Here is a 14062-nt window from a genome sequence, read left to right on the forward strand (position 1 = left end):
GACTTTCGCCATGAAATACCGCCTGGGCAATGCCCGTGTCGAACAGCACCCGCAAAGCTGGGTCGCACCCAGTGCCACCCTGATCGGCAAGGTACGCCTCGAGGCGGGTGCCAGCGTGTGGTTCGGTGCGGTGTTGCGTGGCGACAACGAACTCATCCATATCGGCGAGGACAGCAACGTGCAGGACGGCGCAGTGCTGCACACCGATATGGGCTCGCCGCTGACCCTGGGCAAGGGCGTCACCGTTGGCCATAACGCCATGCTGCATGGCTGTACGGTCGGTGATTACAGTCTGGTCGGCATCAATGCCGTGGTGCTCAATGGCGCGCGTATCGGCAAGCACTGCATCATCGGCGCCAACGCGCTGATCGCCGAGGGCAAGGATATTCCCGATGGCTCTCTGGTGGTGGGCTCGCCGGGCAAGGTGGTGCGTGAGCTCACCGAGCAGCAGAAGAAACTACTCGAAGCCAGTGCCGCTCACTATGTACAGAACGCCAAGCGTTATGCCACCGATCTCGCCGAGCAGGAAGACTGATGCAAACCGTCGAACGTCCCGTCGCCTCGCCCTGCGTGCATGTCTGTGCACTGGACGAGGAGGACATCTGCATCGGTTGCCAGCGCAACGTCGACGAGATCACCCGCTGGAGCCGCATGGACAACGCCGAGCGCCGTCAGGTGCTGCAGTTCTGCCATGAGCGTGCCAGAGACAAAGGCATCCTGCTTTAGCGGGATGCGCCGCCCGATTGCGACACATCCCGTGCCAGCAGTGACTGTGATCAGTCGTTACGCGCTCCGCCGAATGCCGCGCAGCCGCGCATCAGCTTGCCATTGAGGCGCAGCTCGGCGCTCAGATGCTGTACCGCGCCGCTCATGGTGTTGACGCAACGCTGCGGCGCGATCCACAGCTCGACGCGTTGGCCATTGGCTTCGCTGGTCAGGTTGGTGCGACCATCGGGCAGCTGCTCTTCCATATACGGTAGCGCCAGAGGCTCGTGATCCGGGCCGCTGAGCACCATGCCCTGATTGCTCACGGTTACGCTCCAGAACGGCTCCTGGCCGCTGGCGCGCACCAGCGTGCGCTTGAAGTTGGGGTCGTCACAGCCATGGCCTTCGCCTTGCAGCCGGTACACGCGGCTCAGTTCCATGCCGCCGTCGGCGCCGCTGACCGTGGTCGAGCCCATCAGCCCGCGCAGGTCGGCGAACAGAACCGAATGGCCGTCGCTGAGCAGCTCGCTGCTGTCCTGCGTGATGCTGGTATTACCCTCGGTGATCGCGAAGCGGCGTGGATCCTCGCATGGCTTGAACCACAGTTGATCGGCTTCACGAGTCAGTTCGCCTTGCAGGCGCGTCTGGGATTTTTCCGGATCCACGGGTTTGCCCGTATACACCGCGCAACTGGCGAACAGTGGCAGCAGGGTGAACACTAGGTGTTTAAGGCTGATAGACATGTGGCTCTCCGTTTGCGAGCGGCCACGTTACCGAGGCCGTAGGGCAATCTCAAGGGACGCTGACGATGATCCGTTGCAAACGCGTTTACGAACCAGAGGAGGAGGGTGACGGCTACCGGGTGCTGGTCGACCGCCTATGGCCACGAGGGTGCCGCAAGGATGCACTGCCACATGATCAATGGCTGCGTGACGTGGCGCCGTCAGCGCAGTTGCGCCGTAGCTTCGCGCATCAGGTCGAGGCGTACGAGAGGTTTCGCGATGCCTATCGCCGCGAGCTGGCCGCTCACCCTGAGTTCTGGCAGGGGCTGCTGGCCCGCGCCGCAGAGGGAAACCTGACCTTGCTTTATGCGGCACGGGATGCCGAGCACAACAACGCCAGAGTGCTGCAGGACTTTCTCGAGGATGAGCTGGATCGCTACGCCGCAAGTAGCTCACCGGTCTGTTACGCCGGTGAGTTCTGACGTTATCGAGGGTCTATGCCTACCGGGCGCATGAAGCTGCGCTCGTAACTGATGACGCAGCGGTTCTGCTGGGCATAGGCGAAGGCCTCCAGGCACTCGGCATCCTGCATCGAGCGCTCACGGTACTCCTCGTAGGTGGCCAGGCTAGGGAAGCTGAACAGCGCCAGCGCCACGTTGTTAGCACCTTCCGATGGCAGGAAGTAGCCGTGATGCTGGCCGCCGAATTTCTCCACCAGTGGTATCCACAGCTTGGCGTAGTGCTCGAATTCGGCGAGTTGGTAAGGGTCGATGATGTAGCGCAGGTAGCAGGTGATCATGGGCGTCTCCTTGACGGGGTGTGCAGCAATCGGGCTTGTTGCGGGTTTGCGGGTGAGCACACTTGTGCCGCTCAGTGCTCGGCTTTGCTGGGCTTTTCGGTAAAGGCGTCCATTAACAGGAAGGTGCCAGGCTGGCGCTGGTAACTGTCGATTTTCGGTACCAGCGTCCTGAAATGTTCGGTTCTACAGTGCACGTCCAACGCGGCCTTGTCCGGCCAGGTTTCGATGAAAACGAAGTGTCCTGGATCCTTTTGGTCGATATGCAAATCGTAAGACAGGCAAAGGGGTTCTTCGCGTGTTTTGCGAACCAGTTCGGCGTAAAGCGGCAGTACGTCCTCGAGGTGTTCGAGCTTGATGAAATCCTGGGCGATGACCGTGAGCATGGCGATGGGCTCTTGTTGGCAAGTGAGATATACGGGTGCAGGCGAAGCGCGTTGTGATGCGAAAGAGTATTCAACTGCTCAGGAGGCGCTCCAGCAACCACGCGGCAGCCGGGCCCAGCGGCCGTTCCCGCGACCAGACCACGTCCACCGAAACCTGCTTGGGCCAGCCGTTGATGGCCAGTTCCTGCAGGCGGTCGCCGCCATGGCCGATCACCAACTGGCGAGGCAGGGCAGCCCAGCCAAAGCCCAGCGTGGCCATCTCCAGCAGCAGCAGGTAGTCCGGCGCCGACCAGCAGCGCCCGCCACTGCCCGGCAGATCGTCCAGTTCTTCTTCCTGCTTCGCCACAGTGCTCAGGCGCAGTACGCGCCAGTGGGCCAGATCATCCGCAGTGACTCGCGGTAACTGGCTGAGCGGATGCCCCTTGGCGACGAATAGACCGAAATCTGCACAGTCGGCCAGGCTGGCGTGGGCCAGCTCCGGTGGGTAGCTGGGCTGGGCGGCGAGCAGGCCCAGGTTGACGCGGCCCTGGCCGACCAGATCGAGCACATCGGCGTGCTCGGCGAAAAAACACTCGAATTCCAGATCCGGGTAGCGCTGGTCGAGCTCCACCAGGCGAGCCTGATACTGGCTCGCCTGGTAGGCGTCCGACAGCACCAAGGTCAGCTTGGGCTCCAGGCCTGCAGCCAATTGCCCGGCCTGGCGCAGCAAGCGGTCGGAAGCAGCCAGCACATCCTGTACGCGGCTCAAGAGGCTGCAGCCGGCCTCGGTCAGCGTGAGCTGGCGCGCGCCGCGCACGAACAGGCTGACGTTGAGGTCGATTTCCAGCCGTGCAATGGATTCGCTGACCGTCGACTGGCTTTTGCCCAGGCGTCTGGCCGCCGCGCTGAACGAGCCGGTGGCGGCTGCCTGGGCGAACGCCTGGAGGGATTCGGGAGAGAGGTTCATATCGGTTTTGCCGATGGCTGGCAACTTTGCTCTGGCTGTTTTTCCGATGAGGATAGCCCCATCGACGTCACCTTGCGAGTCATCAGAAATGAGTCAGTCCAATCATATCGCCCGCCGCTCATTTAAGGAGCGCGTGCTGCATGCAACCCTGTTCGAAGTGATCGCTGTAGTGGTGTGCGCACCGCTGCTGGCCTGGGCCATGGGTAAATCCCTGGCGCATATGGGCGCCCTGACGCTGATGTTCTCGGCCATCGCCATGCTCTGGAACATGATCTTCAACATGCTGTTTGATGCCGCCCAGCGCCGCATGGGCTTCGAGCGCGGTCTGTGGGCGCGGATCAGCCACGCCTTGTTGTTCGAGGCTGGCCTGATTCTGGTGCTGGTACCGCTGGCGGCCTGGTGGCTGTCGATCAGCCTGGTGGCGGCATTCTTCCTGGATATCGGCCTGATCCTGTTCTTCCTGCCCTACACCCTGGGCTACAACCTGGCCTACGACAACCTGCGCGAGCGTTATTTCCAGCGCCGCCAGGCCAGCGAACTGGCCTGCCGCTAAACGTCTGGCTTTCGCCACGGCCTGCCACGCTGCAGACCGTCGGCCAAATGCCATGCGGCTTGTGATTGGTTGCCAGCAACCCCTAAGCTTCACGGTTTACGGTTCCCGAAGGCAAGGGCATGGCTACTCAGAGCATCGTCGTCCCGCGCATCTCCAATTTTCCTGGCCATGAGCGCAAGGCGCAGCAGATTCTGCGCTGGCTGGCCAAGCGCGATATCGTCGAGGCGTTGCCCACCACCTGTGGGCGCAATGGCATGGCCTACGCCATCGCGCCGGGGGCGAGCAGGGTGGTCGAGTTCGCCGAGCGGCTGCCGTTCGGCCAGCCCGTCAATGGGCTGGAAGTCATCTACCGGCGCTGCATCTATACGCCCGTCGACGGTTTCCTCGAAGAGGCGGGTTGCCCCGAGTGCCGCAAGGAGGTCGGCGAAGCGCTGTTCGAAAGCCTGGACGAGTGGACGCCAGGAGAAACCGACAACTTCACCTGTCCTGAATGCAGGCACGAAGACGACATCAACGGTTTTCTGTTCCTGCAGCCCTGCGGCTTTTCCAATCTGGGTTTTATCTTCAACGGCTGGGCCGAAGCGCGGTTCACACCGGCCTTTCTCGAAGAATTCGCCGAACGGCTGGGGTATCCCGTTGCTCTGGTAAGCGCCTAGGGATTGTTGCGCAAGCCGCGCCAAACCTGGTGACGATCAGTCTGTGGCGCGGCGCTGCGGTAGAAAGGGGAGCTCTTCCCTGAGCCTGAATAGATCAGGCTGCATGAATTCTCATCGGTTCCCTGCCAGCTGAGAATCATTGATATTAATTGCCGAACGGTCGATATCCATTCTTTACATTGAGTGACAGGGGCTGACTCGCTATAATGGCGCGCTTCCAATTTTCCCGTCTGGGAGCCCCCGCCATGCTGCGTATCAGTCAAGAAGCTCTTACCTTCGACGACGTTCTACTTATCCCCGGTTTTTCCGATGTTCTGCCGAAGGACGTCAGCCTCAAGACTCGCCTTACCCGCGGCATCGAGCTGAATATTCCGCTGCTGTCCGCAGCGATGGATACCGTGACCGAAGCCCGCCTGGCCATCGCTATGGCGCAGGAAGGTGGCATCGGCATCATCCACAAGAACATGACCATCGAGCAGCAAGCTGCCGAAGTGCGCAAGGTCAAGAAGTTCGAAGCCGGTGTGGTCAAGGATCCGATTACCATCGAAGCCGACGCTACCGTACGCGACCTGTTCGAACTGACCCGCCAGAACAACATCTCTGGTGTGCCCGTGCTGAGCAATGGTGAGCTGGTCGGTATCGTCACCTCCCGTGACGTGCGTTTCGAGAACCGCCTGGATGCGACCGTCCGTGAAGTGATGACGCCAAAAGAGCGTCTCGTCACTGTCAAGGAAGGTGCTGCCAAGGACGTCGTTCGCGATCTGCTGCACAAGCACCGTATCGAGAAGGTCCTGATCGTCGACGATGCCTTCACCCTCAAGGGCATGATGACCGTCAAGGACATCGAAAAAGCCAAGGCCTACCCGCTGGCCAGCAAGGACGACCAGGGTCGTCTGCGCGTGGGTGCTGCTGTCGGTACTGGCGCCGACACCGGTGACCGCGTTGCCGCGCTGGCCAATGCCGGCGTTGACGTGATCATCGTCGACACCGCGCATGGCCACTCCAAGGGCGTGATCGAGCGCGTGCGCTGGGTCAAGCAGAACTTCCCGGACATCCAGGTGATTGGCGGTAACATCGCTACCGGCGCTGCCGCACTGGCCCTGGCCGAAGCAGGCGCTGATGCAGTCAAGGTCGGCATCGGCCCTGGCTCGATCTGCACCACCCGTATCGTCGCTGGTGTTGGCGTGCCGCAGATCTCCGCAGTGGCCAACGTCGCCGCCGCGCTGGAAGGCAGCGGCATTCCGTTGATCGCCGATGGCGGTATCCGTTTCTCTGGTGACCTGTCCAAGGCCATCGTTGCCGGTGCTTCCTGCGTGATGATCGGCTCCATGCTGGCCGGTACCGAAGAAGCTCCGGGCGAGATCGAACTGTTCCAGGGCCGCTCCTACAAGGCCTACCGTGGCATGGGCTCGCTGGGCGCCATGTCCCAGGCTCAGGGCTCCTCGGATCGCTACTTCCAGGACTCCGCTGCCGGTGCCGAGAAGCTGGTGCCGGAAGGCATCGAAGGCCGCGTGGCCTACAAGGGCGCCATGGGCTCCATCGTCCATCAACTGATGGGCGGCCTGCGTGCCTCCATGGGCTACACCGGTTGCGCGACCATCGAAGAAATGCGCACCAAGCCCGAATTCGTCCGTATCACCGGTGCCGGCATGGCCGAGTCTCACGTCCACGACGTGCAGATCACCAAGGAAGCGCCGAACTACCGGGTAGGTTGATGCTTCGGTAATACCTGTAAGCGGGGCTGTTATCGACAGCCCCGCGTTGTTTCTGCTTACCACTGACGAGAACTAGTCATGGCCCTCGACATTCACGCTCACCGCATCCTGATCCTCGATTTCGGTTCCCAGTACACCCAACTGATCGCCCGCCGTGTGCGCGAGATCGGCGTGTATTGCGAACTGCACCCGTTCGACATGGACGATGACGCGATTCGCGAATTCGCCCCGCGCGGCGTCATCCTCGCCGGTGGCCCGGAGTCGGTACACGAAGCCAACAGCCCACGTTGCCCGCAAGCGGTATTCGACCTCGGCGTGCCGGTATTCGGCATCTGCTACGGCATGCAGACCATGGCCGAGCAGCTCGGTGGCCGAGTGGCCGGCTCCGACTTGCGCGAATTCGGTTACGCCCGTGTCGATGTGGTTGGCAAGAGCCGCATCCTCGACGGCATCGAAGACCATGTCGACGCCGACGGCGTATTCGGCCTGGACGTGTGGATGAGCCACGGCGACAAGGTCACCGAGATCCCGGCTGGCTTCCACGTGCTGGCCAGCACGCCGAGCTGCCCGATTGCCGGCATGTTCGATGATGCGCGCGGTTACTACGGCGTGCAGTTCCACCCGGAGGTGACCCACACCAAGCAGGGCGAGCGCATCCTGTCGCGTTTCATCATCGACATCTGCGGCTGTGAAGCCCTGTGGACGCCGTCGAAGATCGCCGAAGACGCCATCGCCCAGGTGCGCGCTCAGGTTGGTGATGCCAACGTGTTGCTCGGCCTGTCCGGCGGTGTGGACTCCTCTGTGGTCGCGGCGCTGCTGCACAAGGCCATCGGCGATCAGCTGACCTGCGTATTCGTCGACAACGGCTTGCTGCGCCTGCACGAAGGCGAGCAGGTGATGGCCATGTTCGCCGAGAACATGGGCGTCAAAGTGATCCGCGCCAACGCCGAAGCGCAGTTCCTCGATAACCTGGCTGGCGAAGCCGACCCGGAGAAGAAGCGCAAGATCATCGGCCGTACCTTCATTGACGTGTTCGATGCTCAGGCCAGCCAGCTCGACAACATTCAGTTCCTGGCGCAAGGCACCATCTACCCGGACGTGATCGAGTCCGCTGGCGCCAAGAGCGGCAAGGCCCACGTGATCAAGTCGCACCACAACGTCGGCGGCCTGCCCGAGGAAATGAACCTCAAGCTGGTCGAACCGCTGCGTGAGCTGTTCAAGGACGAAGTGCGTCGCCTCGGCCTCGAACTGGGCCTGCCGTACGACATGGTCTACCGCCACCCATTCCCAGGCCCGGGCCTGGGCGTGCGTATCCTCGGTGAAGTGAAGAAGGAGTACGCCGACCTGCTGCGTCGTGCCGACCACATCTTCATCGAAGAACTGCGCAAGGCCGACTGGTACCACAAGGTCAGCCAGGCGTTCGTGGTGTTCCAGCCGGTGAAATCGGTTGGCGTGGTCGGTGACGGCCGTCGTTACGCCTGGGTCGTGGCCCTGCGTGCGGTGGAAACCATCGACTTCATGACCGCCCGCTGGGCGCACCTGCCGTACGAACTGCTGGAAACCGTCAGCGGCCGCATCATCAACGAAATCGACGGCATCTCCCGCGTCACCTATGACGTGTCTAGCAAGCCGCCAGCGACGATTGAGTGGGAGTGATCCCGCGTCCGGTGTAAGCCGGTAGTAAGTGGTCAGGAAAACCAAAAGCCCGCGTAATTGCGGGCTTTTTGCGTCTGATATTCTCGTAGCCCTAGTAAGTCAAAAGGCAACCGCCAATCTCGTAGGGATCATCACCGTGGAAGATAGGAAGCACCTGACTAACGCCATGACGGACACTCTGATGATTGCGATGTATCAGGCCGAAACGAGCGTGGCCAAGTGCCCGGATCTCAACAGCTGCATTGGGCAGAGTGTCAGAGCAATGGAGGAAAATAAATCTGTCCCCTTTTTCTGGGGTGCTCCCTACTCTGACCCCTGCTTTGGAGAGCCAGTGATCGCAGCACACCAGTAGTAGCGAACAGCAACCCTCGCTGGTCAGGTCAAGCGGGGACATATCCATCAAATTCCCAGTCCATCACTTCAGCCAAGTTACGGGTACTCCCATGGGGCACAGCCGCGCGCACAAGCTCGGCTGTGTGCACTGCCCACTACACTGGCTACGCTGCTGGTCGCCGGCCACCCGTGCTTGCCGCTAATAGGGCATTCCAGCAGAATGTACCGAAGCCACACGACGGCCAGCAGGTCGTTCCCACATGTGCAGACCGCCTCGAGAGAACGCCGACATGAAACTCCGCCCCCGCATCGCCGCATGCATGCTTGCACTGCTTCCTACGGCCTTGATGGCGCAGGTACCAACGGAACTGTTGGGTGGTGGCAATTCGGCGAATGACGGGAAAATGGCAAACACGCCGTTCTACAAAGGCAAGGAAGGCATTTGGGTGCTGTCGCACAAGGCGGTGAACGATGGCTACCAGTGCTCCGTAGGTTTCATCACCGAGACGGCCTCGCTGAAAATTGCAGGTCCGTGGGATGCCGACATGGCCAAAAAAGGCGACGGGATGCTGTGGTTCAACAGCAAGGACATTCCCCAGGTAAAAGCCCCTAAGACCGTAAGAGTCACATTCGGCAATGGGCTGGGCAATGCTGATGTCGGGGCCTACCAGATACCCGGCAGTGACGGCCAGGGAGGGGGGTTCATCCTGTCGCTCAAGTTTGACTCGGTTCTGAAGGATAAAAGCGACACTGCCCACTACACCATCGGCATGGATGGCAAGTCCATGGTCGATATAAAACCCATTGCCGTGCAGGCCGCCTATAGGCGTTTGAAGGAATGCATGGCGGTGCGGGTAAAGTAAGCCCCGGACGACCGCTCTCCGGGGCAGTACGTTACACCGCCTACCGTGCCGTCTATCGGCCGGGTGCGTTCATGATGTCGGCGCAGGCATGCATGCCGCGGGTATCCCCTGCAGAGTCAGCCGTCACCCGGACATCGACAACCTTGTATACGTTGTCCGACTCGTCCGGCATCAGGACATAGCGCACGTTGCAATACTGCCAACCGCCCGCCGTGCCCATTGGGGCGCCATTGAAAGCATTCACCCACTGCACCTGGTTGTCGTACGAACTGCCGTAGGAAAGAAAGCGCATCCCACCGGCATCATTGATTGCCGGCGGCCCGTTCGCCACGACCACATCGTGTTCTGTCTTCCCCACCCACACCTGGACCAGCGTTGACTCGGCCCGCGACAGCTTGCGCTTGCCGCGCAATTGCGCAGCCTTGGTGGTAAAGGAAAGTTCTCCGCCAAGCTTCTTGAGCGTTGCATTGGTCTCATCTGCTTCACGGTCAACTCTCGACTTGAGCTCGGCCATGTTTCGTTTGAGTCCGGCGATTTCATCCGGCGTCATTTCCCGCGCGGCTACCGAGGGTGGACGTACCGCGTCCTTCCAGATGTGCTTCCAGGTGAAATCCGCCGCATCCTCACCAGTACCTATCGGAACCGCGCCCAAAACATGGATGCCCAGCCTTTCCATATTTTTTGCAAGCAGTCCGTTATTGATGGAGCGGTCCGGGTTACCCGACGCCTGCAGTGCGCTCGAGAAAGCATCCGGCTGACAGGCAATGCGATAGGCCTGCAGCAAGGTGTAGCTCGAGGTCATTTGCCAATCCGTGGGTTGTGTTGCATCGTACCTGTCCTTCTTCCGGGACCAGGTTCCACCTCCATTGGAACGGAACCTGATGGTGTCTACTTCCGGCAAGGATGCAAGTTTGATCTCGAAATCTTTCGGAACCCGCACATTGCTTCCGTTCAAGTCCGGCATGATCATGCGATCCATGTTGGGGCATTCGAATTGCGCCGCCATGACCGTCCAATGAGGCTTGTCCGCCGCCTCGTAAACCAGTTCCAGCTCCATCCCTCGGATCAGCGTTTGGGAGAATGCACTGCCACCCAGTCTGGCGATATCCTCCGCATTGGCATACACGATCACGCGGTTGGGCGATTCACCCTGCATGTCGATGATGTACTTGTTCGCCAGTACCGGGCTGGCCATCGCCAATATGGCCAGTCCGCAAAACATTTCTCGAATTTTCACTGAAGGATCCTTTGTTGCCATCCACAGCGCAGCGCATGGCCGGCTATGACCTTGAGATGGTTCGATCTTAGAGGCGCTCGGTTCGGCTAACAAGCCGAGGTATAACCGGACCCAACGGGGTGCAGAGCGTGCGCTGCGACGGATGTTCGTTTTGGGTCGATAGCAGTCGCCGGTGACGAGGGGCAGCTACCGGCCAAGAGCAGATGTAGATGACAGGCCGCTATCGGCCAATAGCAGACGTCTAGAGCAGACACTCAACCGAATGGCCATGCGTACACTAACCCTCGCTGGTGGCGGTAAGGGGTGTTGTGGTCAACTCACCATTTCGTTCAATCCAAACGAGCCGCCTATGTTTTTCGTCAGGATCGTTCGCGACCGACCCGATTTCCGGGTGTTTATTGACCTTCTGTATGGCAGTGGGCGCAACGTTGATACCGATGGCAACGCCGAATCGGTGACTAGCAGGAATTGGACTGAACTCTACCTCTGCGATCGAGAAAGCGACGATCCTTTCGTAGAGATTTACGAGGCTCAAGGTCAGCCTGGAATCTTGGTTGTTGAGTCGAGCAATGATCGATTGATGCAGCTGACAGCGCTGTACTTGTACCTTGAAAGTGGTAGCTCGATTAGCGTGAGATCCCAGACGCTAAACAGCGCAAACATCGAAGCCCTAGCCGACCAATACCGTTTCGAGTTGGATCGGGCCAAGGCCTCTGTGTGGCATTTTTCATCACCACAATCCCCCTACCCAAACAACAAGTAACGGTGACGAGGACAGCCCGAAACATCCTGAGAGACAGGATAGAGACCAGATTTATTATCTACCCTGAACGGCTGCTAATGGCCGAAAGCCGATCCTCGCTAGGGGCTGCTAAGGGCCAAAGGCAAACAGTTAGATAAGCATCAATAAAGGTGACTAGTCGGTAGAAGCAATGGCAATTCAAGCAGATGATTTCGGCTGTACTTTCTTTTGTACTCTGATCCTGTTTGCTCCCAGCTTCGGCTTCTAGATTCCCAACTGGATGTTCATCATTTTGATACTGGTATTGGAGGCAATTTGTTCACAAGGAATGCTTTGCTCTTTTTCGTTTTATCTGCAGCGCTTACTGGTTGCGGATCGAAAACTGTCTCACCAGCACTTGCAGGACTACCGGGAGTAGTGACAGACATCGGCGCCGACGGTTATCCAATTGTCAAGTCCATCACTTTTCAGCGCCCCGTTGCAGATCCGTCCCGTGTTCTCGAGTGTATGCAAGTGGAGGTAGATGGGCTGATAAGTGTCCCGGTAGAGATAGACGGTGCTGCCAGAGCGCGTGGTCATTTCTACGTTTCAATCCCAATGAACAATTATGTGGCATTTACCCTTTCCGTGCGTGGTGGCGAATACCGTTTTGAACACTTTGCCACTGCGTGGATCAAGGGACCTTTATACGAGCTAAAAGCTTCAGCCTACAACGCACCCGAGAAGTCATATCAGGCCCTCCAATCCATTGCTGATCACGTGAGTGCATGCGCAGGTAGGGAATGAACCTTAGGTCGCTGCTCTGGGCGAGCACCTCGCCGCAGTGGGCAAAGCGGGCTCGCCGGATTTAGCGTATCTGAAGCATGTGTATGTTTCTTGCTCGATCAGACACATGTATGGGCGGCTATCGACTGCCATTAACAGTCCAAGGCACGGCTGCGACAGTCCGCTGACAGCCCTCTTTGGTGAGCGGCTGTTTCTGGCCGATTGCGGCCCTCGCGACCGGCCGCAATCGGCCAGAAGCGGCCCTTCGCTGTGGCTTGAAACTGGCGAAAAGAGGACGGTCTCACCGCCGTTGGGGGATCATCTTGAGGCTTGAGGATCTCTGGAAATGGGGGGCGATGCACTCAGATGATATGCCAGAGATAAGAACGTGAGAGATCGTAGTCACGATGAGGCAATGGCAGAGGCTTTTCAGACTGGTCCGTCGATGCCATCGTATTGCTTGCCGAAGTCTGCGCTGAGGGAGCAGCTTTTGAGCTTGCTGTGCTGATGCGTCTCCTTTCTGCGGGCCGTCCTCTAAGTGCATGTATCTTGGCGACGCTGGCCCTCAGAAGTGATTTTTATCCTGCATGGTATTTTTCATGGTTTTGAAAAAATTAGTTCCTTGAAAGCCACTAAATACATGTTTTCATGGCGTCTGTTGATAATAGAGTGGGAGTGATCCCGCTGTTTTGCGTGAAAAAACCGGCTTAGGCCGGTTTTTTCATATCTGCACCAGGGCCATCAGTGTGAGCGAGGCGAGCGCAATCAGGAAGGCAACCAGCGATTCCCGTTTTAGGCGTGCCTGGTTCGTGAGAATCGCGTCCTTTCGGCGTGGGTCACAGGCCACATTGATCCGGCGGTTTTCCAGCAGTTGGCGCCAGTCCTCGTCAGTCATCCAGCAGGCCGCCCGGTGTTCGGGTAGATCCAGTGCCAGGAATAGCTCCTGGCAGGTCAGCGGGTCGAGGTTGAACGGGAAGCGCTGACCCTGTCGTTCGCAATTGAGGTGTAGGCGAATCATGGGGCGTGCGTCGCTCGCATCGCTTTGCGTCAGATCCGGGGTGAAAATTTCGTACCCGATTACCAGGGCGGTGCCAGGCCGGAAGAAAACCTGCCGTAGGGTTCGTAGCGTCTGTCTGCCAAGGTAGTAATACGCGACACCAGCTAAGGCAAGGAGCAGCAGGCAGACTAGCGTGCTCATCCCCACCAGCAGCACAAGAGCTAGGATATCCATCAGAGTTTCCAGAACAGCAGGAAGGGTGCCAGCAGCCAGCTGGAATAGGCCATCGCGGCGACCAGGAACACGCCGTAGGGCCACTGGCTCGGGTGGTTTTCCGCACGGGCGTGGGCCGGCTGGTGGTGGGGTACGTAGAGCTTGAAGGTGCCGGCCTTTTTATCCAGCATCACCTGCTGCTCGTCGATGACCAGGTATTCAATCTCATGAACGGCGCCGCCAAACTCGTAGTGCAGGCGATAGACCGATCGCAGGCCAATCCAGTTTCTGCGTCTGCCATGGATGCGGGTACTGACCTGGCGTTGATCAATGATCCTGGCTTCTACTAGGCTGTGAGCGCGCCGTAGATTAAAGGCGCCAGCGTACAGCCAGCGACCGATCCGAGCTAATAGGAAGAGCCAGTAGAACAACAGCAAGGGGGTAAGGATTGTTAGCGCGAAAGTAATTGCAATGTCGAAAGCGTCCATGCTGCGTTTATATCCTGTCGAACTTTGCGCAATTCTAGCGGCACACACGATTCTCATGTCGTGAGCGCGTCATCTTCTCTCGACATTCACGCTCACCGCATCCTGATCCTCGATTTCAGCTCCCAGTACACCCAGCTGATGGCCCGCCGCGTGCGCGAGATCGGCGTTTATTGCGAGCTGCACCCGATGACGCGATTCGCGAACTCGGTAGCGCTCTGCATCGCCAGTTACGGTATTCATGTGCCTCCCGGCCGGGATTACATGTGCGAGGGGCGGCGTTGAACCAGGG

At 59.3% G+C, this 14062-nt stretch carries 16 protein-coding genes and 1 pseudogene; 10 read left to right on the forward strand and 7 right to left on the reverse strand.

All coding sequences use genetic code 11. The annotated features are described in order from the left end of the window. Positions 1-10: 10 nt before the first annotated feature. Complete coding sequence (locus ACZ0AI_RS00700; protein ID WP_463564115.1) at positions 11-535, forward strand: gamma carbonic anhydrase family protein; 525 nt, start codon at positions 11-13, stop codon at positions 533-535. After that, positions 535-726, forward strand: coding sequence for a DUF1289 domain-containing protein (locus ACZ0AI_RS00705; protein WP_463564116.1), 192 nt, complete (start codon positions 535-537; stop codon positions 724-726). The genes ACZ0AI_RS00700 and ACZ0AI_RS00705 overlap by 1 nt, the downstream gene beginning before the upstream one ends. A gap of 50 nt (positions 727-776) precedes the next feature. Here ACZ0AI_RS00705 and ACZ0AI_RS00710 read toward each other — a convergent pair whose 3' ends face one another. After that, positions 777-1448 carry a COG3650 family protein gene (locus ACZ0AI_RS00710; protein WP_463564117.1) on the reverse strand — a complete coding sequence of 224 codons (672 nt, stop codon included), beginning with the start codon at positions 1446-1448 and terminating at the stop codon, positions 777-779. Between the two features lie 65 nt (positions 1449-1513). Between ACZ0AI_RS00710 and ACZ0AI_RS00715 the strand changes: the two genes are divergently transcribed. Continuing rightward, positions 1514-1909 carry a DUF488 domain-containing protein gene (locus ACZ0AI_RS00715; protein WP_463564118.1) on the forward strand — a complete coding sequence of 132 codons (396 nt, stop codon included), beginning with the start codon at positions 1514-1516 and terminating at the stop codon, positions 1907-1909. A gap of 2 nt (positions 1910-1911) precedes the next feature. Here the strand turns inward: ACZ0AI_RS00715 and ACZ0AI_RS00720 are convergent, their stop codons facing one another. The 3 genes from ACZ0AI_RS00720 to ACZ0AI_RS00730 all read right to left on the reverse strand — a co-directional run bounded on the left by ACZ0AI_RS00720 (position 1912) and on the right by ACZ0AI_RS00730 (position 3555). Further along, positions 1912-2226 (reverse strand): NIPSNAP family protein, encoded by a 315-nt coding sequence (locus ACZ0AI_RS00720; protein WP_463564119.1) that lies wholly within the window; start codon positions 2224-2226, stop codon positions 1912-1914. A gap of 71 nt (positions 2227-2297) precedes the next feature. Beyond that, on the reverse strand, positions 2298-2609 hold the full coding sequence (locus ACZ0AI_RS00725) for a putative quinol monooxygenase (RefSeq protein ID WP_463564120.1): 312 nt from the start codon (positions 2607-2609) through the stop codon (positions 2298-2300). 70 nt (positions 2610-2679) lie between these two features. Continuing rightward, on the reverse strand, positions 2680-3555 hold the full coding sequence (locus tag ACZ0AI_RS00730; RefSeq protein WP_463564121.1) for a LysR family transcriptional regulator: 876 nt from the start codon (positions 3553-3555) through the stop codon (positions 2680-2682). An 88-nt stretch (positions 3556-3643) separates the two neighbouring features. Here ACZ0AI_RS00730 and ACZ0AI_RS00735 point away from each other — a divergent pair, with 88 nt between their 5' ends. The 5 genes from ACZ0AI_RS00735 to ACZ0AI_RS00755 all read left to right on the forward strand — a co-directional run bounded on the left by ACZ0AI_RS00735 (position 3644) and on the right by ACZ0AI_RS00755 (position 9331). Next, positions 3644-4108, forward strand: coding sequence for a multidrug/biocide efflux PACE transporter (locus ACZ0AI_RS00735; protein ID WP_463564122.1), 465 nt, complete (start codon positions 3644-3646; stop codon positions 4106-4108). A gap of 119 nt (positions 4109-4227) precedes the next feature. Next, positions 4228-4764 (forward strand): sugar ABC transporter ATPase, encoded by a 537-nt coding sequence (locus ACZ0AI_RS00740; RefSeq protein WP_463564123.1) that lies wholly within the window; start codon positions 4228-4230, stop codon positions 4762-4764. A gap of 245 nt (positions 4765-5009) precedes the next feature. Further along, the gene (guaB, locus tag ACZ0AI_RS00745; protein ID WP_225839496.1) at positions 5010-6479 is read left to right on the forward strand and encodes an IMP dehydrogenase; all 1470 of its coding nucleotides are present in this window, start codon (positions 5010-5012) and stop codon (positions 6477-6479) included. A gap of 78 nt (positions 6480-6557) precedes the next feature. Continuing rightward, on the forward strand, positions 6558-8135 hold the full coding sequence (gene guaA / locus ACZ0AI_RS00750) for a glutamine-hydrolyzing GMP synthase (RefSeq protein WP_225839499.1): 1578 nt from the start codon (positions 6558-6560) through the stop codon (positions 8133-8135). A gap of 623 nt (positions 8136-8758) precedes the next feature. Next, positions 8759-9331 (forward strand): hypothetical protein, encoded by a 573-nt coding sequence (locus tag ACZ0AI_RS00755; protein WP_463564124.1) that lies wholly within the window; start codon positions 8759-8761, stop codon positions 9329-9331. Positions 9332-9383: 52 nt separating this feature from the next. Here the strand turns inward: ACZ0AI_RS00755 and ACZ0AI_RS00760 are convergent, their stop codons facing one another. Then, complete coding sequence (locus ACZ0AI_RS00760) at positions 9384-10568, reverse strand: hypothetical protein (RefSeq protein ID WP_463564125.1); 1185 nt, start codon at positions 10566-10568, stop codon at positions 9384-9386. A gap of 268 nt (positions 10569-10836) precedes the next feature. Between ACZ0AI_RS00760 and ACZ0AI_RS00765 the strand changes: the two genes are divergently transcribed. After that, entirely contained in the window at positions 10837-11331 is a 495-nt protein-coding gene (locus tag ACZ0AI_RS00765) for a hypothetical protein (RefSeq protein ID WP_463564126.1), read from the forward strand. Positions 11332-12796: 1465 nt separating this feature from the next. Here the strand turns inward: ACZ0AI_RS00765 and ACZ0AI_RS00770 are convergent. Together ACZ0AI_RS00770 and ACZ0AI_RS00775 are read right to left on the reverse strand one after the other, a co-directional pair. Beyond that, entirely contained in the window at positions 12797-13306 is a 510-nt protein-coding gene (locus ACZ0AI_RS00770; RefSeq protein ID WP_463564127.1) for a hypothetical protein, read from the reverse strand. Next, complete coding sequence (locus tag ACZ0AI_RS00775) at positions 13306-13773, reverse strand: hypothetical protein (RefSeq protein WP_463564128.1); 468 nt, start codon at positions 13771-13773, stop codon at positions 13306-13308. The genes ACZ0AI_RS00770 and ACZ0AI_RS00775 overlap by 1 nt, the downstream gene beginning before the upstream one ends. 60 nt (positions 13774-13833) lie before the next feature. Here ACZ0AI_RS00775 and ACZ0AI_RS00780 point away from each other — a divergent pair. Continuing rightward, positions 13834-13960, forward strand: a pseudogene (locus ACZ0AI_RS00780) (hypothetical protein); the annotation flags it as partial. Between the last annotated feature and the right edge of the window lie 102 nt (positions 13961-14062).

This window comes from Pseudomonas sp. AC355 (genome assembly GCF_979258205.1).